This is a genomic window from Acetoanaerobium pronyense (genome assembly GCF_017874355.1).
Lineage (GTDB): Bacteria > Bacillota > Clostridia > Peptostreptococcales > Filifactoraceae > Acetoanaerobium > Acetoanaerobium pronyense.
Genome location: NZ_JAGGLI010000041.1, coordinates 1 through 22,520, shown reverse-complemented (window position 1 = coordinate 22,520; position 22,520 = coordinate 1). Strand labels below are relative to the sequence as shown.

19 protein-coding genes and 7 tRNA genes are annotated in these 22,520 nt (G+C 36.8%); 25 read left to right on the top strand and 1 reads right to left on the bottom strand.

What is annotated here, in order from left to right; genetic code table 11:
• The first annotated feature begins 16 nt into the window (after nucleotides 1–16).
• The 18 genes from J2Z35_RS13200 to J2Z35_RS13115 all read left to right on the top strand — a co-directional run bounded on the left by J2Z35_RS13200 (nucleotide 17) and on the right by J2Z35_RS13115 (nucleotide 10,631).
• Nucleotides 17–92 (top strand) — tRNA-Val (locus J2Z35_RS13200).
• 19 nt (nucleotides 93–111) lie between these two features.
• A tRNA-Asp gene (locus J2Z35_RS13195) sits at nucleotides 112–188 on the top strand.
• A gap of 151 nt (nucleotides 189–339) precedes the next feature.
• Nucleotides 340–414, top strand: a tRNA-Thr gene (locus J2Z35_RS13190).
• Between the two features lie 14 nt (nucleotides 415–428).
• Nucleotides 429–513 (top strand) — tRNA-Tyr (locus J2Z35_RS13185).
• A 5-nt stretch (nucleotides 514–518) separates the two neighbouring features.
• A tRNA-Gly gene (locus J2Z35_RS13180) sits at nucleotides 519–592 on the top strand.
• Nucleotides 593–637: 45 nt separating this feature from the next.
• Nucleotides 638–714: transfer RNA gene (locus tag J2Z35_RS13175), tRNA-Arg, on the top strand.
• A gap of 23 nt (nucleotides 715–737) precedes the next feature.
• Nucleotides 738–811 (top strand) — tRNA-Gly (locus J2Z35_RS13170).
• A gap of 164 nt (nucleotides 812–975) precedes the next feature.
• Nucleotides 976–1,791 (top strand): diadenylate cyclase CdaA, encoded by an 816-nt coding sequence (cdaA, locus tag J2Z35_RS13165; RefSeq protein ID WP_209661871.1) that lies wholly within the window; start codon nucleotides 976–978, stop codon nucleotides 1,789–1,791.
• Nucleotides 1,788–2,990 (top strand): CdaR family protein, encoded by a 1,203-nt coding sequence (locus tag J2Z35_RS13160; protein ID WP_209661870.1) that lies wholly within the window; start codon nucleotides 1,788–1,790, stop codon nucleotides 2,988–2,990. Before cdaA ends, J2Z35_RS13160 begins: the two co-directional genes overlap by 4 nt.
• 134 nt (nucleotides 2,991–3,124) lie before the next feature.
• Nucleotides 3,125–4,207, top strand: coding sequence for a butyrate kinase (buk, locus tag J2Z35_RS13155; RefSeq protein ID WP_209661869.1), 1,083 nt, complete (start codon nucleotides 3,125–3,127; stop codon nucleotides 4,205–4,207).
• On the top strand, nucleotides 4,204–5,106 hold the full coding sequence (locus J2Z35_RS13150) for a phosphate butyryltransferase (RefSeq protein WP_209661868.1): 903 nt from the start codon (nucleotides 4,204–4,206) through the stop codon (nucleotides 5,104–5,106). The genes buk (J2Z35_RS13155) and J2Z35_RS13150 overlap by 4 nt, the downstream gene beginning before the upstream one ends.
• Before the next feature lie 109 nt (nucleotides 5,107–5,215).
• Nucleotides 5,216–6,292: a butyrate kinase gene (buk, locus tag J2Z35_RS13145; RefSeq protein ID WP_209661867.1), complete on the top strand. Its 1,077-nt coding sequence runs from the start codon at nucleotides 5,216–5,218 to the stop codon at nucleotides 6,290–6,292.
• Between the two features lies 1 nt (nucleotide 6,293).
• A complete protein-coding gene (locus J2Z35_RS13140; RefSeq protein WP_209661866.1) occupies nucleotides 6,294–6,971 on the top strand; it encodes a P-loop NTPase family protein in 678 nt (225 codons plus the stop codon).
• A gap of 25 nt (nucleotides 6,972–6,996) precedes the next feature.
• The gene (locus J2Z35_RS13135; protein ID WP_209661865.1) at nucleotides 6,997–7,215 is read left to right on the top strand and encodes a 4Fe-4S binding protein; all 219 of its coding nucleotides are present in this window, start codon (nucleotides 6,997–6,999) and stop codon (nucleotides 7,213–7,215) included.
• Between the two features lie 15 nt (nucleotides 7,216–7,230).
• On the top strand, nucleotides 7,231–8,286 hold the full coding sequence (locus J2Z35_RS13130) for a 3-methyl-2-oxobutanoate dehydrogenase subunit VorB (protein WP_209661864.1): 1,056 nt from the start codon (nucleotides 7,231–7,233) through the stop codon (nucleotides 8,284–8,286).
• Nucleotides 8,286–9,032, top strand: a complete 747-nt coding sequence (locus J2Z35_RS13125) for a thiamine pyrophosphate-dependent enzyme (RefSeq protein ID WP_209661863.1) — start codon at nucleotides 8,286–8,288, stop codon at nucleotides 9,030–9,032. Before J2Z35_RS13130 ends, J2Z35_RS13125 begins: the two co-directional genes overlap by 1 nt.
• 1 nt (nucleotide 9,033) lies before the next feature.
• The gene (locus J2Z35_RS13120; protein ID WP_209661862.1) at nucleotides 9,034–9,588 is read left to right on the top strand and encodes a 2-oxoacid:acceptor oxidoreductase family protein; all 555 of its coding nucleotides are present in this window, start codon (nucleotides 9,034–9,036) and stop codon (nucleotides 9,586–9,588) included.
• Between the two features lie 179 nt (nucleotides 9,589–9,767).
• Nucleotides 9,768–10,631 carry a YitT family protein gene (locus J2Z35_RS13115; protein ID WP_209661861.1) on the top strand — a complete coding sequence of 288 codons (864 nt, stop codon included), beginning with the start codon at nucleotides 9,768–9,770 and terminating at the stop codon, nucleotides 10,629–10,631.
• Nucleotides 10,632–10,720: 89 nt separating this feature from the next.
• Here J2Z35_RS13115 and J2Z35_RS13110 read toward each other — a convergent pair whose 3' ends face one another.
• Entirely contained in the window at nucleotides 10,721–11,665 is a 945-nt protein-coding gene (locus J2Z35_RS13110; RefSeq protein ID WP_209661860.1) for a lysylphosphatidylglycerol synthase domain-containing protein, read from the bottom strand.
• 139 nt (nucleotides 11,666–11,804) lie between these two features.
• Between J2Z35_RS13110 and glmM the strand changes: the two genes are divergently transcribed.
• The 7 genes from glmM to J2Z35_RS13075 all read left to right on the top strand — a co-directional run bounded on the left by glmM (nucleotide 11,805) and on the right by J2Z35_RS13075 (nucleotide 22,347).
• Nucleotides 11,805–13,163, top strand: a complete 1,359-nt coding sequence (glmM, locus tag J2Z35_RS13105) for a phosphoglucosamine mutase (protein ID WP_209661859.1) — start codon at nucleotides 11,805–11,807, stop codon at nucleotides 13,161–13,163.
• A 365-nt stretch (nucleotides 13,164–13,528) separates the two neighbouring features.
• Nucleotides 13,529–15,355, top strand: coding sequence for a glutamine--fructose-6-phosphate transaminase (isomerizing) (glmS, locus tag J2Z35_RS13100; protein WP_209661858.1), 1,827 nt, complete (start codon nucleotides 13,529–13,531; stop codon nucleotides 15,353–15,355).
• Nucleotides 15,356–15,530: 175 nt separating this feature from the next.
• Complete coding sequence (locus J2Z35_RS13095; RefSeq protein WP_209661857.1) at nucleotides 15,531–17,645, top strand: EAL domain-containing protein; 2,115 nt, start codon at nucleotides 15,531–15,533, stop codon at nucleotides 17,643–17,645.
• A 299-nt stretch (nucleotides 17,646–17,944) separates the two neighbouring features.
• Nucleotides 17,945–19,810, top strand: coding sequence for a PTS mannitol transporter subunit IICBA (locus tag J2Z35_RS13090; protein WP_209661856.1), 1,866 nt, complete (start codon nucleotides 17,945–17,947; stop codon nucleotides 19,808–19,810).
• Between the two features lie 27 nt (nucleotides 19,811–19,837).
• Nucleotides 19,838–20,767: a 1-phosphofructokinase gene (pfkB, locus tag J2Z35_RS13085; protein WP_209661855.1), complete on the top strand. Its 930-nt coding sequence runs from the start codon at nucleotides 19,838–19,840 to the stop codon at nucleotides 20,765–20,767.
• A gap of 20 nt (nucleotides 20,768–20,787) precedes the next feature.
• Nucleotides 20,788–22,053, top strand: coding sequence for a zinc-binding dehydrogenase (locus J2Z35_RS13080; protein ID WP_209661854.1), 1,266 nt, complete (start codon nucleotides 20,788–20,790; stop codon nucleotides 22,051–22,053).
• A gap of 21 nt (nucleotides 22,054–22,074) precedes the next feature.
• Nucleotides 22,075–22,347, top strand: coding sequence for an HPr family phosphocarrier protein (locus J2Z35_RS13075; protein ID WP_209661853.1), 273 nt, complete (start codon nucleotides 22,075–22,077; stop codon nucleotides 22,345–22,347).
• The last annotated feature ends 173 nt before the right edge of the window (nucleotides 22,348–22,520 follow it).

Here is a 22,520-nt window from a genome sequence, read left to right as displayed (position 1 = left end):
AGGGGTCACCAATCTTGGGCTCATAGCTCAGCTGGGAGAGCACCTGCCTTACAAGCAGGGGGTCACAGGTTCGAGCCCTGTTGAGCCCACCAAGATATATATTAAAATAGTGGCCCGGTAGTTCAGTTGGTTAGAATGCCAGCCTGTCACGCTGGAGGTCGAGGGTTCGAGCCCCTTCCGGGTCGCCAATTTCTTTAAAACAAACATGCTAAAATATGCTGGCGTGGCTCAATCGGTATAAGCAGAGAACCGAAATCTAAGATTTCGTGTGAATCGCTTAGTTAAGGACAGTATGTCTATATCGAGTGTGAAATGTAAGCGGAGCTTAATAATTAATATGCTGGCGTGGCTCAACGGTAGAGCAGCTGACTTGTAATCAGCAGGTTGTAGGTTCGATTCCTATCGCCAGCTCCACAAAACAATAATATGGAGGGATTCCCGAGTGGCTAAAGGGGGCAGACTGTAAATCTGTTGGCAACGCCTTCGCTGGTTCGAATCCAGCTCCCTCCACCAAATATGCGGGTGTAGCTCAGTGGTAGAGCCCCTGCCTTCCAAGCAGATTGCGAGGGTTCGATTCCCTTCACCCGCTCCAATTTAAAAATTAAAGATTTATCTATGTGGCTGTTTCTAAATCAGAGCGTCTGTAGCTCAGCTGGATAGAGCAGTGGCCTTCGAAGCCATGTGTCAGGGGTTCGAATCCCTTCAGGCGCACCATAAAACAATATATTAATTAACCTGCGGGTGTAGCTCAGTGGTAGAGCCCCTGCCTTCCAAGCAGATTGCGAGGGTTCGATTCCCTTCACCCGCTCCAATTTAAACTTTAAGACCAGAATATTTCTGGTCTTTTGTTGTTTTTTGATACAAAATCTTTACAAATTGATTAATGGTATTTTCTAATGAACGTTAAATAGGTTATACTATAGTATGTAAACTAAAAACAATGGCTTAAATCAGATAACTAGAGGAGGCCTCAATTTGTGGGAATTAAAAGATATAATATTTAATATAGGAATATTCGACATAATAGATATAGCTATAGTAGCTTATGTATTTTATAAGCTTTATCAGCTAATAAAAGAGACTAGGGCAGAGCAACTTGTAAAAGGTATAGTAATCCTTTTGTTTGCAACAAAAGCAAGTGAGCTTATGCAGCTACATGTAGTCAACTGGATACTGAGAAATACTATGACAGTAGGGCTTATAGCTCTCCTTATAGTATTTCAGCCGGAACTTAGAAGAGTCCTTGAATACCTAGGAAGAACTAAGTTTTTAATAAAAACAAATGGAGAAGACATAGAGAAAATAGATTTGATTGTTGAAGAGATTGTACAGGCAATGACATCTCTTGCAAGACAAAAGATAGGTGCTCTTCTTGTATTTGAAAGAGAGACTGGAATTAATGACATAATTCAGACAGGGACAATATTAGAAGCAAAAATCACAAGGCAACTTCTTATAAACCTTTTTATACCAAACACTCCTCTTCATGATGGAGCGGCTATAGTTAGAAGTGGAAAATTAATGGCAGCAGGATGCTTTTTGCCACTGACTGAAAATAAATTTCTGAGCAAAGAACTGGGTACTAGACATAGAGCAGGAATTGGAATAAGCGAAAAATCAGATTGTATTTCTCTTATGGTTTCAGAAGAGACTGGGGCTATATCAATGGCTCAAAACGGGAAACTATATAGGGATCTTTCTGAAGAGGCTCTAAGGAATTTTCTTTTAAAAGGCTTGAGAAAGGAAGAGGATTCCAAAGGATTCTTCAAGAAAGGTGGTATCTTTAAATGAAGAATATATTAAAAGATAATGTGCAAATGAAGGCTGTAGCAGTAATATTCGCCTTTTTTATGTGGATATATGTAATGGCAGAAGTTGACCCAATAGTAATAAGAGATATAGACAATGTTCCAGTAACGATACAAAATTCAGAGGTATTAGAATCACTGGAGCTTATCCCTGAATACGGGAGTGAACTTGATGTAAGAATCAGCCTTAGAGCTAGAAGGTCTGTGCTAACTCAGACAGTGACAAGAGGAATAAGAGCTACGGGAGTAATTGAAAACCCTGTAGAAGGAGAAAATATAGTAAATGTTGATATAGTTATTGATCCAAACATTGAATATACAATCTTACCTGCAAATTTGAGGATCAATCTTGAAAGAAAAATGGTGGTAAGAAAAAATATACAGATAGAACCAGTGGGTGAACTTGCTAGCGCCTCTATGGAGGTTAGCGAAATAAATCTAAACCCTTCATTTTTATATGTAGAAGGACCAAGAAGCCTTGTTAATAGAGTTACTGGGCTTTATGCTGAGCTTGATGTGGCAGGGCAGGATAAAGATTTTAGCAAAAGAATTCAAGTAGTTCCTGTGGATGAACAAGGAGGCGTTGTAGAAGGGGTAACTGTGAGTGAGGAATCTGTAATTGCTCATGCTTCTATCATTGATACCAAAACTGTTCCTATAAGATTCATGTTAAATGAAGAAAATGCAAATGGAGCTACATTAACAGGTTATACTTTAGAACCATCTGAAATATTAATAAAAGGAAAACCAGGAGTAATAGCTGAAGTAAATGAAATTTCTACAGTAGGTGTAAATCTTGAAAATCTCGTACAAAATCCAGAATTTACTGCACAATTAGTCATACCAGAGGGCGTTCAAACAGAAATTTCCGAGATAAGGGTAATATCTACCACAGAAATTTTAATAATTAAAGAATTTAATATATCAAAAGATAGAATAACATTTAGAGGAAATGGGCAAATACCGAATATTTCTGAAAATGAAGAGGTTCCAGATATAATCAATGTAAAAGTTACAATTACTAGTGAATTAGAGGAAGACTTTACGGAGGAGGATATAGCTTTATTTATAGAAATGCAAGATTACCAAAACAATCCTGCATCGGTGCCTGTGAGAGCAGAGGCGCAAAAACCTACTGTAAGCATTGAAATAACTCCACTTGAGCTTGATTTAGAAGGGTAGCAATTTGAGATTGCTACCCTTCTCTTGAATTTTTTTCGATTTATATATATCATATATATATGGGAAAAAGTTGTCCTTATGACGATTGCTCATAGATTAGCTTTTTCTTTCAAAAAACAGGATGGAGGTAGAGCATGGGCTATATTCTAGTAATTAATCCCGGGTCCACATCAACAAAAGTGGCGATTTTTAAAAACGATGAAAACGTTATCCAGAATAATCTGACACATTCAAGCGAGGAAATTGCAAAGTATGAAAAAATGGCTGACCAACTTGAGATGAGACAACATCTTATAGAACAGTGGGTTTTAGAGCAAGGCTACAAACTTGAAGACTTAGATGCTGTAGTAGGTAGAGGAGGTCTTTTAAGACCGATGCCTGGCGGTACTTATGAGGTAACACAAGGAATGATTAAAGATCTTGAAGTGGGATTCCAAGGGGAACATGCATCAAATCTAGGAGGTCTCATAGCCAAAGCTATAGCTGATAAAGCCAATGTAAAAAGCTATATAGTTGATCCTGTAGCAGTAGATGAATTTGAAGAAGTTGCAAGAATATCAGGTATGCCTGAAATCAAAAGAAGGTCTTTGGGGCATGCCCTTAATATAAAGGCTGTAGGTAGAAGAGTTGCAAAAGAATTAGGAAAGAATTTAGAAGAAGTTAATCTTGTGGTTGCCCATATAGGAGGAGGAATATCAATCTGCCCTCTTGAAAAAGGTAAGGCTATAGATTACAACAATGCAAATGAAATGGGACCATTTTCACCAGAGAGAACTGGAGGACTTCCATGTGGAGACCTTGTAAAAATGTGCTTCTCAGGGAAATATACCCTTGCAGAAATTAAAAAGAAAATCAGCGGTAAAGGTGGACTTGTTGCCTACCTTGGTACTAATGATGTAAGAGAAGTTCAAAAGATGGTAGATGAAGGTGATGAAAGAGCCCTTCTTATATTTAAAGCGATGGCATATCAAATAGCCAAAGAAATTGGTCAAATGGCTACTGTGCTAAAAGGAAATGTAGATGCTGTAGTAATGACAGGCGGAGTATCATACTCAAAGACTCTTACAGCGTGGGTAGAGGAAATGGTATCCTTTATAGCTCAATATCATGTAGTGCCGGGAGAAGATGAAATGCTGGCTCTGGCAGAGGGTACTATAAGAGTACTTAATGGAGAAGAAAAAGCAAAAATATATGAAGAAGAGGTGAATATAGGATGAAAAGCTTCAGCGAAATAATAAACATTGCAAAGGAAAGAGGACCAAAGGTCATCTCAGTTGCTTGTGCTCAAGATTCAGATGTACTTAAAGCTGTAGAAGGAGCAAGAAAAGAAGGAATAGCAACAGCTATCCTTGTAGGAGATGAGCCAAAGATTAAAGAAATATCAAATGAACTTGGAATCGACCTAAACAACTATGAAATCATTCATGAAGAAGACCTATCTAAAGCTTCACTTAAAGCAGTAGAGCTTGTATCTTCAGGGAGAGCTCATCTTGTGATGAAGGGTCTTGTTGATACATCAATAATACTTAAGGCAGTGCTTGACAAAGAAGTGGGACTTAGAACTGGATGTCCTCTTAGTCATATAGCAGTATTTAAAATACCGTCTTATGATAGACTTTTCTTTGTAACTGATGCTGCCATGACATTAAAGCCTGATCTTGAAACTAAGAAAAAGCTAATAGAAAATGCAGTTTCTGTAGCCCATGCACTAGATATAGAGGAACCTAGGGTTGCAGTTCTTTGTGCAAAGGAAAAAGTAAATGACAAAATGGTTTGTACTTTAGACGCTAAAGAGCTAGAAGATATGAACAAAAGAGGGGAAATCAAAGGCTGTATGGTTGGTGGACCATTTGCTCTTGACAATGCAGTTTCAGAAGAAGCTGCAAAGCTAAAAGGAATGGATCATCCAGTAGGAGGAAAGGCTGATATACTTCTTGTTCCTGATCTTGAATCTGGAAACATTCTATATAAATCAATGGTATTTTTCGCACAAGGTGAAAATGCTGGGATAATAGTTGGGGCAAAGGCTCCTATAGTACTTACTTCAAGAGCGGACAGTGATATAAGTAAATTAAACTCTATAGCACTTGGAATTCTTTCAGCATCTAAAATATAAGGATAATATTCTTTATATAAGAATTAAATATAAATTAAGATTATATAGAAACTTTGAGGCATTCAAAGACTTATGGATAGCCTCTTAAAAATGGGAGGATAAGAAATATATGAAAGAATTTAAGATACTTGCTATAAACCCAGGGTCTACGTCGACTAAGATATCTGTTTTCCAAAATGAAACTCTAATAATGGAAAAGACACTTAGACACTCTTCTGAAGAAATCAACAAATTTGAAAAGATAACTGACCAATTCGAATTTAGAAAAAACGTAATAATCGAAGCTATGGATGAAGCTGGAATCAAGATAGAAGACCTTGATGCTGTAGTAGGAAGAGGAGGACTTTTAAAGCCTATTCCTGGAGGAACATATGAAGTTTCTGAAAACATGATAGAAGACCTTAAAGTTGGAATATTAGGAGAGCATGCATCAAATCTTGGTGGAATAATAGCTAAAGAAATAGCAGATTCTGCATTTGCTCCATCTTTTATAGTTGACCCTGTTGTAGTTGACGAAATGAACGATGTAGCTAGAATATCTGGAATGCCTGAAATAGAAAGAAAATCAATATTCCATGCTCTTAACCAAAAGGCAACTGCTAGAAGAGCAGCAGCTGAAATGGGAAAAGCATATGAAGATGTAAACGTAATAGTTGCTCACCTTGGTGGAGGAATCTCTGTTGGGGCTCATGAAAAAGGAAGAGTAATAGATGTAAATAACGCTCTTGATGGAGAAGGACCGTTTTCACCAGAAAGAACTGGAGGATTACCAGTGGGAGATTTAGCTAAACTATGCTTTAGCGAAAAGTTCACACTTGATCAAATCAAAAAGAAGATAAAAGGGCATGGCGGAATCGTAGCTTACTTAAATACAAACGATGCAAGAGACGTTGAAAAGATGATAGAAGAAGGAAATGAAGAGGCAAAGCTTGTTTATGATGCTATGGCATATCAGGTAGCTAAGGAAATAGGTTCTTGCGCGGCAGTACTTAAAGGAAAAGTAGATGCAATTGTCCTTACTGGAGGGATTGCATACTCTAAAATGATTACAACAGAAATCAGCGAGAGAGTTTCATTTATTGGAGATATAAAGATATTCCCAGGAGAGGACGAAATGACTGCACTTGCAGAAGGTGCTCTTAGGGTTATGAAAGGACAGGAAGTTCCTAAAAAATACGAGGTGTAAAATGCTTAAAAATGACAAGAGAATCCGCATATTTATTGGACACTATGGCAGTGGGAAAACAGAAGTAGCTGTAAATTACGCTCTCAAACTCACAGAGGTCTCAGAAAAAAAAGTTGCACTAGCTGACCTTGATGTAGTAAACCTTTATTTTAGATCAAGAGAAAGGCAAAAGGAGCTTGAAGATAAGGGCATAAGAGTAATATCAAGCTCTATAGAAGGAGGAGCTCTTGATCTTCCTGCTGTATCTGCCGAAGTGATGAGCCCTATGGAAGACCATTCTTATGACTATGTGATAGATGTAGGAGGAGATTCTGTAGGGGGAAGAGTGCTTGGCAGGTTTTCTCATCTTATTGAAGAGGGAGACTATGATATGTTCATGATTGTAAATGCCAATAGAGAGCAGACTCAGACCCTAGATGAGGTATTAAACCAAATAAAATCCATAGAACAAACTACAAGATTAAAGGTGACAGCTCTAATCAACAATACTCATCTTGTAAGAAATACTACCATAGATGATGTAATAAAAGGAGATTCTCTTGTTAAACAGGTTTCTGAAGCTACAGGACTACAAGTAAGATATGTTTCTGCTATTGAACAAATAGCTAACCATATACCTGAGGGAACCCTTGGGGAAGTTTTTAAAATCAATCTCATGATGAGAACAGATTGGATGTAATATTTAATTTGAGGAGGATGTATCAATGGCTAAAGGAAAAGTGTTCTTTGATCAAGACCGCTGTAAGGGATGCGAGCTATGTACTATAGCTTGTCCGGTTAACATCGTTATAATGGATAAAACTAAGATTAATATAAAGGGATATAACCCTGCTACAGTATCTGATATGGATAAATGTATAGGATGTGCAAACTGCGCTACAATGTGTCCAGATAGCGTAATCACAGTAGAGAGAGAAAAATAAGGGAGGGTTCAAACTATGTCTAAGGTACTTATGAAAGGTAATGAAGCAGTAGCTAAAGCAGCCATAGAGGCAGGATGCAAGTACTTCTTCGGTTATCCTATAACACCACAAAATGAAATTCCAGAGTATATGTCAAGAGAGCTTCCAAAAATAGGAGGAGTATTCCTTCAAGCAGAATCAGAAGTTGCAGCAATAAACATGGTATACGGAGCAGCAGGAGCTGGAGTTAGAGTAATGACATCTTCATCTTCACCGGGAATCGCTCTAAAGCAAGAAGGAATATCTTACATAGCAGGGGCTGAGCTTCCAGCTGTAATCGTAAACATGATGAGAGGAGGCCCAGGACTTGGAGGAATCCAACCATCTCAGGCTGACTATTTTATGTGTACAAGAGGGGGAGGAAACGGAGACTATAGACACGTTGTGTATGCTCCAGCAACTCTTCAAGAAGCAGTAGATATGACTATGGAGGCATTTGAAGTAGCAGACTTTTACAGAATACCTGTAATGGTATTAGGCGATGGTATGATAGGACAGATGATGGAGCCTGTAGAGTTTAGACAGCCAGCAAAAAGACAGCTTGAGGAAAAGACTTGGGCATCTGTTGGTACTAAGATGGAAAGAAAGCCAAATGTAATCAACTCACTTTATCTTGATGCAAAAGAGCTTGAAGACCACAACATAAGACTTGAAGAAAAATACAACACTATAATCAAAAATGAAACTAGACATGAAAACTATAAAACAGAAGATGCTGATATAGTATTCGTAGCATATGGAACTACTGCAAGAATCGCTAAAAATGCTGCTGATGCACTTAGAGAAGAAGGAATCAAAGCAGGAGTACTTCGTCCTATTACACTTTGGCCATTCCCTGAAAGAGCATTTGATGAGCTAAACTGCAAAGCGATTCTTACTGTAGAGATGAGTATGGGACAGATGATAGAAGACGTAAAGCTATCAGTTAACGGAAGACTGCCTGTACATTTTGTAGGAAGAAGTGGTGGAATGGTTCCAGAGCCTAAGCTTATTGTAGAAAAAGCAAAAGAAATATTAGGGGGTGCTCAATAATGGCAGTTGTTTTCCAAAAAACTAAGGGACTTACTGATGTACAAACTCACTATTGCCCAGGATGTACTCATGGGATAATACACAGACTTGTTGGTGAGGTTTTAGAAGAGCTAGGAGTATTAGGAGAGTCTATAGGAGTAGCTCCTGTTGGATGTTCGGTACTTGCTTACAAATACTTCAACTGCGATATGCAAGAAGCAGCTCATGGTAGAGCACCTGCTGTTGCTACGGGAATCAAAAGAGTACTTCCTGACAAAGTGGTATTCACATACCAAGGAGACGGAGACCTTGCATCTATAGGAGCAGCTGAGATTGTACATGCTGCAGCAAGAGGCGAAAAAATCACTACAATATTCGTAAACAACGCTATATATGGAATGACTGGTGGACAGATGGCTCCTACAACTCTAGTAGGGCAAAAGGCAACTACATCTCCATACGGAAGAGATGCAGCTGTAGTTGGTATGCCTATGAGAGTTTCTGAAATGCTTGCTACACTTGATGGAGCAGTATATGTAGAGAGAGTTTCTGTAAACAACCCAGGAAACGTTAGAAAAACTAAGGCAGCAATCAAAAAGGCATTCCAAGCTCAAATAAACGGAGAAGGCTTCTCTATAGTAGAAGTACTTTCAACTTGCCCTACTAACTGGGGAATGCATCCAGTAGAGTCTCTAAAGTGGCTTGAAGACAATATGATTCCTTACTATCCATTAGGAAACTTCAAAAAAGTAGAGGAGGGGAAATAATATGGCTACAGAAAAAATTATTTGCGCTGGGTTTGGTGGACAGGGAGTTATGTCCATGGGGCAGCTTATAACATACGCAGGAATGCTTGAAGAAAAGCAGGTTTCTTGGCTTCCATCATATGGACCAGAGATGAGAGGAGGAACTGCAAACTGTTCAGTAATAGTTGCAGACACTCCAATAGGCTCTCCAATAATCACAAACGACGCTACATGCGCTATAGTGATGAATCTTCCTTCACTTGTAAAATTTGAAAAAGATGTGGAAGCTGGTGGAAAGATATTCGTAAATAGCTCACTAATAGACAAAAAAGTAGCAAGAGAAGACGTAAAAGCATACTATATCCCAGCTAACGAAATAGCTTTTGACCTAGGAAATCCAAAAGTTGCAAATATGGTAATGCTTGGAGCTATGCTTGAAGTAAACAAAACTGTAGATGTAAACTCGGTACTTGAAGCGTTTAAAAAGGTTTTCGGACCAACAAAAGAAAAATTCGTACCACTTAACGCTCAGGCCCTTGAAAAAGGTGCAGAAGCAGTAAGAACAGCAGTAAAATAATAACCTCTAATCCCTGTGAATCTTGTATTTGCAGGGATTTTTAACACTTAAGATAATAGACTAAAAAATAACAAAAACTATATATATAAAAAAAGTATTATTATTTTCAGAATTATATTATAATAGCTAAGGGGGATATTAAAAAATAATTAACAAAATTCAGTAAAATTGGAGGGGAAATGAAACCTATAATAAAACCTAATATTAAACCTACGACTAGAATCATGACGCTTGCTCTTGGAAGCCTTGTATGCAGCGTAGCAATAAATGGCTTTTTAAGACCCTTAGGACTTATAAGTAGCGGAATTACAGGATTATCAATAATTTTGAATCATATCAGCTCAATAAATATCGGACTCATAGTATTTACACTTAATATTCCACTTTTTATACTGGCATATTTTAAGTTAAAAAAAGAATTTGTAATCTACAGCCTCATTAATATGATTATGTTTTCTACAATGCTCGGTCTTACAGGAAATGTCTACCAGTACATTGGAGTAGATAATGTAATGCTCTCAGCTCTTGTAGGAGGAGCTCTAAACGGCATAGGAATGGGAATCACATTTAGAGGGAGAGGTTCTCAAGGCGGAATAGACATAGTTGGCGCCATAATCAGAAAAAATTGGGAGATATCTATAGGTAGTGCCCTTATGTTAATAGACCTTGCTATAATCGCTACAGGGGGATATGTATTTGGTATAGAGAGCTTTTTATATACTCTCACAGCACTTTATATAGGTTATCAGTTCCTTGATAAGGTACAGGCTACATTTGACAGCAAAAAATCTGTAATGATAATATCCCACAAACCTAAAGAGATAGGAACTGCCCTAATGCAGGAAATGAATAGAGCCATAACCTACCTTAAAGGAGAGGGTGGATATACAGGCAATGAAAAAAATATAATATATACAATAGTGAATCCAAGAGAAATACCTAAAATCAAAAAAATCGTCAATGAGCACGACCCCAATGCATTTATTTCAGTATTTGAAACAAATGAAGTCAGGGGATACAGATTTGAAGAAAGGTTTATTTAATGGATTATGACAAAGCACTTCCCCTAAAAAAACCACCAGAATCTTTACTCCATTTTAAAGGATGTATAGAAACTGGTGGTTTTGTCTTTTTATTTGACTAAAATATCCTTCTTTTTTCTAACTTCACTTAAAAGTAAAACCAGTGAAGTCATAAAAGGGAGGATATAATAAAATGTCCTAAATACTATGATGCTTGCAAGGGCTTCACTAGATTCATGACCAAGAAGGGTAAGTCCAAATATAGCAGCAAGGTCAAAAGAGCCTGCCCCACTTGGAACAAAAGAAGCTATCCCTAGAGTTATAGATATAGTATAAAGTCCCATTATCAAAAATAGCCTAGTATCTCCAGTGACATGAAGCACTGCAATATAAAAAAACAAAGCTGCTAAGAGCCAGTCAAGAGAAGATATAGCAACTAGCCTCAGACGAAGCTTTAGAGAACCTTTTTCAGACTGAGGAAGGAGCTTTTCTCCAATATAAGGAATCTTATTTAAAAACAGATAGATAGGGCTATATAGAGAACATCCTAAAAGGACTGCATAAAAAAACTCATATCCATCTATAAAAACAGTGACATCAAATATTCCCATCAAAGCCAAAATAGAAAGAACCGAAAGGCCACAAAGACTTGAAAGGACAATTATTGCAGCAGCTGGGACCACCTTTTTAAGATCTATATTATATTTTCCATAAAGATAAGAGCGCATACTTGCGCCTCCTATTCCTCCAAGGCCAATCATATTGTCAAAGCTTGTGGATATATATCCGATTTTTGCAGCCTTTGAGGATGAAATATCAAAATTATAAAAATAAGAAACAGCTACATCATAAAGACATACCTTAGTAAACAGGAAAATGCCTGATATAGTGAGGATAAAGACCTCATTAGGCTCAAGAGCCATTATTATAGAAAGAGTCAAAGCCATATCGATTGAGCTTATCTGCCTTGAGACCTCCCGAAATATTACAAATATAACTATTATAGATATAATAGGCTTTAAAAACTTTTTGTAGCTATCTTTTTTAATAGACATAACCTGCTCCTCGCAATAAGATTTCCCATTCTATTTGTATTATTGTATAATAGAGTAGAAAAAATTAAAAGATGACAATTAAAACTTAAATCACTAAAAAGGACTAAGACATATAAAGTTTTGATAACGGAGGAAAATAATGAGAAAATATTTTGGAACAGATGGTGTGAGAGGAATAGCAAATGAGGAGCTGACTCCAGAGCTTGCCTACAAGCTTGGAAGAGCAGGTGCGTATGTACTTCAGCATCACAGTGAACATGATGGAGAAAAAGTAAGAGTTGTGATAGGTTCAGATACAAGAATATCAAAGGATATATTAACTGCCGCACTTTCATCAGGATTTATGAGCATGGGAGTAGATGTAATAGATGCGGGAGTACTTCCAACCCCTGCAATAGCATATCTAACCAAGCACTATAAGGCAGATATAGGAGCAGTGATATCAGCATCCCACAACCCTATGGAGTACAACGGAATTAAGTTTTTTAATTCAAAGGGCTTTAAGCTGGCAGATGAAATAGAGCTTGAAATAGAAAGCTATATAGAGGACATGTCCAGAATAAAGGAATACCCTACCCACAACCAAATAGGAAAAAAAATAAGTACAGTTGACCCAGAAGATGCCTACGTTGCATTTTTGAAGTCATGTGTAGAGGTAAACTTTAGTGGTATGAAGATAGTTCTTGATACTGCAAACGGAGCGGCGTACAAGGTTGCCCCAAGAGTATTTAAAGAGCTAGGAGCAGAAATAGTATGTATAGGATGTAGCCCTGATGGGTTAAATATCAACCATAACTGTGGCTCTACCCATGTCGAAGGACTTAAAAAAGCAGTAATATCAGAAGGGGCAGACTTGGGACTTGCATACGATGGAGATGCGGATAGACTTATTGCCATTGATGAAGATGGAAATATAGTGGATGGAGATAAGATAATGCTTATCTGTGCAGACCATATGAAAAAAGAAAAGAAGCTGAAAAAAGACGCACTAGTAGTTACAGTGATGAGCAATATGGGGCTTCATGTTGCAGCAAAAAAGCTTGGAATCAAATTAGCAATAACAACAGTAGGGGATAGATATGTTCTTGAAGAAATGGTCAAAGAGGGCTACTCACTTGGAGGAGAGCAATCAGGACATATGATATTTTTAGACAATATCACTACTGGAGATGGTATACTTAGCTCCTTGATATTTACAGAAATAGTGAAAAAACAAGACAAGCAGGTGTCTGAGCTTGCCAAGATAATGGATATATATCCTCAAATACTTATAAATGCAAAGGTGAGTAACGGCAACAAGCATACTTATATGGAAAATGAAGAAGTTGCACAGAAGATTAAAGCCTTAGAAGAAAAAATGGACGGAGAAGGAAGGGTACTAATAAGACCATCAGGGACTGAGCCCCTTGTAAGAGTTATGATAGAGGGAAAAGACCAAAGTCAAATAGAAGGTATGGCAAAAGAGCTTGCACAGCTTATCGAAGAAAAATTAGGGTAAATATAAAAAAGGCAGAGTTTACTTTTCAGTGACTTTGCCTTTTTATAAAGTTCTTGACTCAAACTTATTGACATAGTTATGTCAACTTTGTAATACAAAATAGTAGGAACTATTAAGTCGTTATGATATAATGTTATCCAGACTAAATATGGATAATCTAAAAATAAAAAAGCGCCAGAGCCTCAGATGAGGCTGACGAGGACTAGAGTTATCGAAAATTCGGCGGATGCTCTAGGGGTGATCGCAGCCCAAGGATTCAAACAAAACCTGAGAGTAATTTCAGGAACAAAAGGAATTCAGCGATAGATTAATCCCTTTTTTAGTCGTGCTCAAAAATTTTGAAACGATAAAAGGAGGATTTTTTTATGTGCGGAATAGTTGGATATGTAGGAAAAGAAAGTGCTCAGGAGGTAATACTTCAAGGGCTAGAAAAGCTGGAGTATAGAGGTTATGACTCGGCTGGGATAGCTATACTTGAAGATGGGGTAATCAAATCAGACAAGTTCAAAGGAAGACTATCTGTCCTTAGCGACTACCTAAATGACCATCCAATCTCAGGAAGCCTTGGGATAGGACATACTAGATGGGCAACTCATGGAGCACCTTCGGATGAGAACTCTCATCCTCACCTAAACAAAGAAAGTACAATTGCAGTAGTTCACAACGGAATTATCGAAAACTATGTAAGCCTAAAAGAAGAGCTGATAGCTAAAGGTTATGAATTCAAATCCCAAACAGATACAGAAGTAATAGTTCACCTTCTAGACAGCATATACGAAGGAGATCTTCTTGAAGCTGTAAACAAACTGACAAAGCTAATAAGAGGAGCCTATGCAATAGGTGTAGTTTGCTCTAAAAACCCTGGGGAAATGGTTGCAGTTCGTAATGAGAGTCCTCTTATAGTTGGACTTGGAAAAGACGAAAACTTTATAGCATCTGATATACCAGCACTTCTTAAATATACAAGAGATGTATGCATACTTGAAAATGGAGAAACTGTGCATCTTACACCTGAAAAAGTAACAATATACTCAAAAGACCATGAAATAGTACAAAGAGAAAAATTTACAGTAGACTGGGATGTAGAATCAGCATCTAAGGGTGGCTATGATTATTTCATGCTAAAGGAAATCCATGAGCAGCCAACTGCAATCAGAGAAACACTCCTTAGAAGACTAGATGAAAACGGAAAAATAAAGCTGGATGACATAAAGCTTACAAAAGAAGACCTTGAAAAAATAACAAAAGTATATATAGTAGCTTGCGGAACTGCATATAACGCAGGACTGATTGGAAGATATGCAATAGAAAAATTTGCCCAGATTCCAGTAGAACCAGATATAGCATCAGAATTCAGATATAGAGAGCCATTTATAGACCAAAACACACTGCTGATAGTGATTAGCCAATCTGGAGAGACTCTAGATACTCTTGCAGCAATAAGAGAGGCAAAGAGAAAAGGAGCTAGAATCCTTTCAATCACAAATGTAGTAGGCTCATCTGTGGCAAGAGAATCAGATGATGTGTTTTACACTTGGGCTGGGCCAGAGGTAGCAGTAGCATCTACAAAGGCATACACTACTCAAATCACAGCACTTTATATGATAGCACTTGATCTAGCACTTACAAAAGGAACTATTACAGAAGAGTTTTATTTTGATACAATAAACAAAATGAAAGAGCTTCCTGAAAAAGTAGAAAGAATCCTTGAAAATGCTGAAGATATTAAAAAAATAGCTGAAGATATCAAAGATAGCCAAAGTGCTTTTTACCTTGGAAGAGGACTTGATTATCAGACTGCTATGGAAGGTGCTCTAAAGCTCAAAGAAATATCATATATCCATACAGAAGCATTTGCAGCAGGAGAGCTAAAGCACGGAACTATAGCTCTAATAGAGGATGGTACTCCAGTAATTGCAATTGCAGGGCAGGAAAGCTTATATGAAAAAATGCTTTCAAATATCCAGGAAGTAAAAGCCCGTGGAGCCTATGTGATATCGATAGCAAAGGAAAGCAAAAAAGAAATAGAAGCACAATCAGATAGAGTAATATATGTACCAGACGTAGACGATATATTAGCACCAGTTCTTACAGCAGTGCCGACTCAGCTGATTGCATACTACACATCACTAATCAAAGGAAACGATGTAGATAAGCCAAGAAACCTTGCAAAATCGGTGACGGTTGAGTAGTATTTAAGAAATGAGCTAACAATTTAATTAAAATTTATTTTCTTATTTATAAATAAGTTGCTAGAAGGCACCTCTTTAGTTATATTAGACTAAAGGGGTGTTTTTTATATTCAAAGAAAAAAAGTTTCTTTGAATATAAAAAACAAATTGAAAAATAGAGATTGGAAGTGAATCTATGATAAAACGAATACGAAAATTCACTATCAAGCACCGTTTGATTATATATACATTTGCTCTACTTTTTATAGGTATTTTTATTACTGGGCTTGTTAGTTATGAGCTTGCCAAGGATGGGCTAAACAGGCGGGGTGAGACTATATTAAAAAACGGGGTTAAATCTGCTTTGGCTATAATAGAGCAAAAGCAGTATGATGTACAAATGGGTTATATTGAGCTAGAAGTTGCACAGGAGCAAGTAAAGGAACTGCTTTTAGGACCTATGCAGATGGATGGAACTAGACCTATAGAAGGGCCTATTGATTTAGGGAAGCATGGATACTTTATTATATATAACACTGCTGGGGATGAGATTATGCATCCTTTTCTAGAAGGAGAAAATGTCTGGGATGTAGTAGATTTAAACCCTAGAGGCGGAGATTTTTACTTAGTTCAAGATAAGATTGAAAAAGCGTTAGATGGAGGAGGCTTTACAAAATACAGCTGGTCTGTTAGAAATGATGATGAAATCAGGGACAAAATAGTTTATTCGGAGTATGAGCCTGATTGGGGATGGGTGGTTACGGCGGGCTCTTATATGAAGGATTTTAATGAAGAGGCAAATATAATTCTTGGAGTCACTCTTTCTATAAGTATAATTATGATTATGATAGGCTTCCTAGTGTCTTATAAGTATATAGAGAGTATTACAAGACCATTAATAAGACTAGAAAAAACAATGGAGCTTGCCAAAAGAGGAGATTACATAACCATAGATCCTTTAAAGAGGCAAGACGAAATAGGCAATCTTATTTTGGGATACAACTCCATGATTATGGCTATCAAAAGTGGTATAGAGAGGTTAAAAGAAAAGGATGAAGTCCTTTACAACTACGCATATTTTGACACTACAACAAGTCTACCAAACAAGCTGTTTTTTAAGGAACTAATAGAAGAAAGATTAAAAGTATGCGATAAGATATGCCAATTGGTCTTAATGGATATAAAGGATTTTAGGTCCATCAATTCGATTTATGGAGGAGACTATGGAGATTTTATCTTAAAGCAAATTGCAGAGATTTTAAAAGAGTATGAAAATGATAGCATAAAGTTTGCTAGATTATCTGGAAATGAATTTGGTGCATGGCTTGAAGGCTATGACAATAAAGAAGCTACAAATATGATTTATCTTTTAAAAAAATTCCTATCTAAAAAACTCTCAATTGGAGGTGGTCATCACTATATAGAGTTTTATTTTAGCTGTAGTGGGGATATGATAAGGCCGTCAAGCTTTGAAGAATATTATCAAAATGCAAGTGTTGCGCTAAAGCATGCCAAGGATTTAAATGATATGAATCTTCTTTGCTTTCAAGAGGATATGTATAGAAAACTAGAAAGAAGCGCATTAATCAAAGATTTAGCAGAGCAGGCCATCAAAAGAGATGAATTTATCATTCATTATCAGAAAAAGGTGGATATAAATACAAAAGAGATTGTTGGAGTAGAGGCTCTTACAAGGTGGAGCTCCAAAGAACTTGGGAATATACCTCCAAGTGAATTCATACCCCTTATCAACAATACAAGCCTCATATATGGTTTTACAGAATATATCATGCTAAAAGCACTGGATGATTTGTCTACCATAAAGGAGCGGTTTGGAGATGAGGTGACTGTTTCCATAAATATTCCTCCAAATATTTTTTATATGAAAAGCTTTGAAGAAGGCTTAAAAAAGGGGATAAGAGCCAGAGGAATAAACCCAAAATATATATGTCTTGAAATTACAGAGGATGTATTTATTGGGGACTTCAAAAAAGTCCAGACTATAATAAAAAATCTTCGTGAATTTGGAGTAAAGATATCTTTGGATGATTTTGGCACAGGATATTCATCACTGAACTATATTTCTAAGTTTTCACTAGATGAAATTAAAATAGACAAACAGTTTATAGATTCTATTCATACTGACCCAAAAACCCAGCTACTACTAAAATCCATAATTGATATAGCAAAGGGATTTGAATATATTGTAGTTGCTGAGGGAGTGGAGTCTAATGAACAGATTGAAGCTTTAAAATCAATTGACTGCTCCATAGTACAGGGATATATTTTTTCAAGACCTGAACCACTATAATTGTTTTGAAATTAACAATAAAAACTAAAAATACCAGCTCTATTTGAGAGATAATCAAATTGGGCTGGTATTTTTAAAATTTAGGATTTTATAAAAAAATATATAAAAAGAAAAGTTCTGTTTGCCAGATATTCTCTTTATATTTAATCTTGTCATGATTACTTATAGACTTATTGTAATTTCTTTTGTTTGTAGATATTGATATTACAATATAGAATAAATAGTAAGAAGATTCAAAACATTTCTGCAGAGATGTCGCTATTTAATTATGCCATGATTAAATAAAGGAGGGTTTATCCATGTCAAGCCTAAGTGCTAGTGAAGTTGCTCGCCCTAAAGCAAATACTCAGGAAAAAGTACAGAAATTTGGAAGATTTTTAAGTGGAATGGTAATGCCAAATATAGGAGCATTTATTGCATGGGGTCTAATTACAGCTCTGTTTATCCCTACGGGATGGAGACCAAATGAAAACCTTGCAGCTCTAGTAGGACCTATGATTATATATCTTTTACCACTTCTTATAGGATATACAGGAGGAAAGATGGTAGGAGGAGTAAGAGGAGGAGTACTTGGAGCTATTGCTACTATGGGAGTAGTAGTAGGGGTTGATATCCCTATGTTTATTGGAGCTATGATTATGGGGCCTTTAGGAGGCTACTCAATCAAGAAGTTTGATGAACTTGTAGAAGGAAAGATACCGGCAGGATTTGAAATGCTTGTAAACAATTTCTCAGCAGGAATCATAGGAACACTACTTGTACTGCTTGCTTACTTAGGAATAGGACCAGTTGTTCAAGGGTTAAACAATGTACTTAAGATTGGGGTTGAAGCTATAGTAAATGCTGGACTGCTTCCACTTACATCTTTATTTATAGAACCAGGAAAGATACTGTTTTTAAACAATGCAATCAATCACGGAGTGCTTGGACCACTTGGAATACAGGAATCAAATGAGCTTGGAAAATCAATATTCTTCCTTCTTGAGACAAATCCTGGACCAGGACTTGGAATCCTTTTAGGATACCTTGTGTTTTCAAAGGGAATGATTAAGCAATCTACTCCAGGAGCAATAATCATCCACTTCTTAGGTGGAATTCATGAAATATATTTCCCATATGTACTGATGAATCCAGTACTGTTACTTGCAGTAATTGCAGGAGGAGCAAGCGGTATCCTTACATTTAGTGTACTTGGAGCAGCCCTTGTATCGACTCCATCACCAGGAAGTATATTTGCACTTATAGCTATGACTCCAAGAGGAGGATACTTTGCAGTTCTTGCAGGCGTAGCCGTATCAACAGCAGTAAGCTTCTTAGTATCTGCATACTTCATCAAACGTTCTAGTGACAAGATGGATGACAAGGAGCTAGAAGGTGCAAGAGAAAAGGTTGCAGATTTAAAAGGGAAAAAACCTGCTATGGCAGTAAGTAAGATAGTGTTTGCATGTGATGCAGGAATGGGATCAAGTGCGATGGCGGCGACTAGCCTAAGAAACAAGCTAAAAAAAGCAGGGCTTAATATTGAAGTTGTAAATCATGCAATCGATGAAATTCCATCAGATGCTGAGATAGTAATCACCCATGAAAGTCTTACAGAGAGAGCAAAAGGTAAAGCTCCAAAGGCAGCGCATGTATCTATAAAAGATTACTTTAATGATCCAGAAATAGATTATATGATTCAAAATCTAGAAAGTAGCGGGGAAGTAAAGGAGATTAAAACTGAAATAGAGGAAAATGAGATATTAAAAAAATCTAACATTAAATTAGGACTACAAAGTGTAGAGCAAAGTGAAGCAATTAAAATGGCAGGAGAGCTTTTAGTTGAGAGCGGATATGTGGGAGTAGAATATATAGATGCGATGCTAGAAAGAGAAGAGCAGCTAAGCACTTATATTGGAAATGGAGTTGCAATTCCCCATGGAGTTGGAAAAGCAAAAAGTACTATAAAAAAATCAGGTATGTCAGTACTTCAGTTTCCAGATGGAATCGATTTTGCAGGAGAGACAGTTTATCTAGTTATTGGTATAGCAGGAGCAGGAAATGACCATCTGGCTATTTTATCAAATATAGCAGTAGCTCTTGAAGATGAAAATGAGGTAGAAAAATTAAGAAATTCAAAATCAAAAGATGAAATCTACAACAAATTTACAGCAGAAAAAAACTAAAGTTAAAAAACAATTGAGGTGAAAAATTTGATCATAACTTTAACTTTAAATCCAGCCCTAGACAAAACCATAGAGATAAATGATTTTCAGGTAAATCATGTAAACCGTGTTTCTTCAATACGACTTGACCCGGGAGGAAAAGGAATCAATGTATCAAAGGTAGTTCATTCTCTGGGTGGAAAAAGTAAGGCATTAGGGGTGCTGGCAGGCTCTACAGGAAAATTTATAGAAGACAAGCTTGATATCCTTGAAATTGAAAATGAATTTATATTTACAGATGGAGAAACCAGAACCAATATAAAAGTTGTTGATAAGGAAAAGGGAACAAACACAGATATCAATGAAAAGGGTCCAGATATTGATATACAGGTTTTGGAGGAAATAGCCTATAAAATAATAGATAATACTTCAATAGCTGATATCCTTGTGCTATCTGGGAGTGTTCCAGGGAATGTGGACTCAGGAATATATTATGATTTGATTGAAAGTGCAAAGAAAAAAGGAATTAAGACCATACTGGATGCTGATGGAGCACTTTTGGAAAAAGGAATCGAAGCTGGGCCATACCTTATAAAACCCAATATCCATGAGCTTGAAAGATTGTATGATAGAAAAATTACAAGCCCTATGGAAGCTATAGATTTAGGAAAGAAATTCTTTGAAAAAGGAATTGAAATGGTGGTTATTTCATTAGGCTCTGAAGGGGCCATATTCATGACAAAAGAAAAAACCGCACTAGTTAAAGGTTTAAAGGTAGATGTGATTAGCACAGTAGGAGCAGGTGATTCTATGGTCGGAGCTCTTGCACTTGGTATTGAAAAGAGCTTTGACTTTGAAGAGTTAATCAGACTAGCTACAGCAACAAGTGCAGCAAGTGTAATGACTTCAGGCACAGAGCCTGGAGATATGAAGGTCATAGAGGAATTAAGTGAAAAGATTGTATTTAGTTATTTATAGAATTTGAGAGGAGCATTATTATGAAAACAAAAGCAGTGAGACTATATGGTGCAAATGACTTGAGACTTGAAGAATTTGATTTACCTGAAATAAAAGATGATGAAATACTGGTTAAGGTGATTACAGATAGTATATGTATGTCAACATACAAAGCTGCAACACTTGGAGAAAACCATAAGAGAGTGCCAAATGACATATCAGAAAATCCAATTATAGTAGGGCATGAATTTGCAGGAGTTATCGAAAAGGTAGGTGCTAAGTGGCAAAATCAGTTTAAGCCGGGAGACAAATTTGCAATTCAGCCTGCATTAAACTATAAAGGAAGCATGGCATCTCCAGGATACTCTTATAAGTACTTTGGAGGGAATGCCACATATACAATCATACCTCAGGAGGTTATGGAACTAGGCTGCTTATTGCCATACGAGGGAGAAGCTTATTATGATGCATCTTTATCTGAGCCTATGTCCTGCGTAATAGGAGCATTTCATGCCAACTATCATACTACAGCAGGAAAATATGAGCACTCTATGGGCATTGTAGAAGGAGGAAAGATGGCTCTACTTGCAGGTTGCGGTCCTATGGGTCTAGGCGCTATAGATTATATTATTCATAGAGATAAAAAACCTGGGCTTCTTGTAGTTACAGATATTGATGATGCAAGAATAGAACGAGCAAAAGCTATATTTACAAAAGAAGATGCCAAAAAAAATGGGGTAGAACTAATATTTGTAAATACAAAGGGGATTGAAAACCCAAGTGAATATCTAAATGAGATTACAGGGGGTACTGGTTATGATGACGTATTTGTATACGCTCCAGTAAAGCCTCTTATCGAAGATGCTGATAAAATACTTGGAAGAGATGGTTGCCTGAATTTCTTTGCAGGTCCTACAGATACTAATTTTTCAGCAAATCTTAACTTCTACAATGTCCACTATGCGGCTACACATATAGTGGGGACTAGTGGGGGAAATACAGACGACATGAAGGAATCTCTTGATATGTCCGCTAAAAAACTAGTAAATCCAGCTGTAATGGTAACTCATATTGGAGGACTAAACTCAGTAGCTGAGAGTACTTTAAATCTTCCAAATATTCCAGGAGGAAAAAAATTAATATATACTCATATAGATATGGAACTTACAGCAATAGAGGATTTTGAAGAAAAAGGGAAATCAGATCCATTCTTTAAGGAGCTTGCAGATATTATAAATAGACATAAAGGACTTTGGTCTGCTGAAGCAGAAAAGTATCTATTAGAAAATTACACTAAGCTTATATAGTTTTAAGAAAGAGGGATAAAATTGAAAAAAGTAAGTTTAATTGTTCAAAATGAAGAAGGGCTTCATGCAAGACCTGTAACCATATTTGTAAATGCAGCATCTTCTTTCAAATCAAATATTACTGTAATCAAAAATAGTAATCCTGACAAAGTATATGTTGGCAAGAGCATCATATCTTTGATGTCAATGGCGGCTTCAAAGGGAGATGAAATTACTATAATAGCTGATGGTGAGGATGAAGAGACAGCAGTTATAAATCTTAAAAGCGTGGTTGAAGGTGGTTTTAGCAGCTAATTTAGTCTAAAATATGATTTACTATTAGAATATCATGTAAAATAAAGGTAGGCATTTGAAAAATGTCTGCCTTTTTTCGTTGTGCGCCCAGCATGGGCGCGAACTTGCTGGTGAAAGTCCAGTACGGGGGCTGGTAGTGCCAACCGTTAGCCAAGAGCAAGGGTGTCCATCGT